The 700-nt window shown below is 70.7% G+C and carries 1 pseudogene; it reads right to left on the reverse strand.

The features are described from left to right. Window positions 1-700: pseudogene (locus FZ029_RS32800) on the reverse strand (IS5 family transposase); the annotation flags it as partial.

Below are 700 nucleotides of genomic sequence, written 5' to 3' on the forward strand. Positions count from 1 at the left end.
GTCTCAGCGGTGTCGCTCACCACCGCGGTGGCACGCGGCGGGATGATGACGTCGGCGTTCGGCGCATGCGCCGCAACGGTCCGGTAGGTTGGCTCGCCGTCGTACGCACCGTCGGCGATGACCGCATCGATCGGGCGGGTGATCTGGTCGAGCAACGAGCCGACCAGTGAAGCGTCCCCCTCCTCGTTGCCCGTCAACTCCGAGGCAAGGACCTCGCCCGTGTCGGGATCGACTGCCAGATGGAGCTTCCTCCAGATCCGGCGCGCCGGACCGCCGTGTTTCTGCAGGTGCCATTCGCCTTTGCCGAACACCTTCAGCCCGGTGGAGTCGATGACCACGGTGACCGGCCCATCCGTCCTGGCCAGCGCCGTCGCGACTGCCAGATCGGCGCTGCGCCGGGAGAAGGTCGTGTGATCCGGGACCGGCAAGTCCGGGCCGAGCAGGCGCATGAGCGAGCCCCGCGAACCCTCGGTCTGCCGCCACGGCCGACCGAACGCCAGGCGCAGCATCAGCCCGGTCTCGTGGCGACGTCAGAGTAGCGCGCCGGCCGGCCACGCCGTCCCGTGACGGGCGGCGTCCAGGCGGCGATCGCCTCCGGTGTCACCCAGATGGTCAGATCGCCACGCCGACGCAGCGCCGCGTCGTAGGCCGCCCAGTTCTCCACACGGTACCGGGCCTTCGGGATCTTGGCGCGGCGGGG

This window comes from Azospirillum sp. Sh1, assembly GCF_008365135.1.
Lineage (GTDB): Bacteria > Pseudomonadota > Alphaproteobacteria > Azospirillales > Azospirillaceae > Azospirillum > Azospirillum oryzae.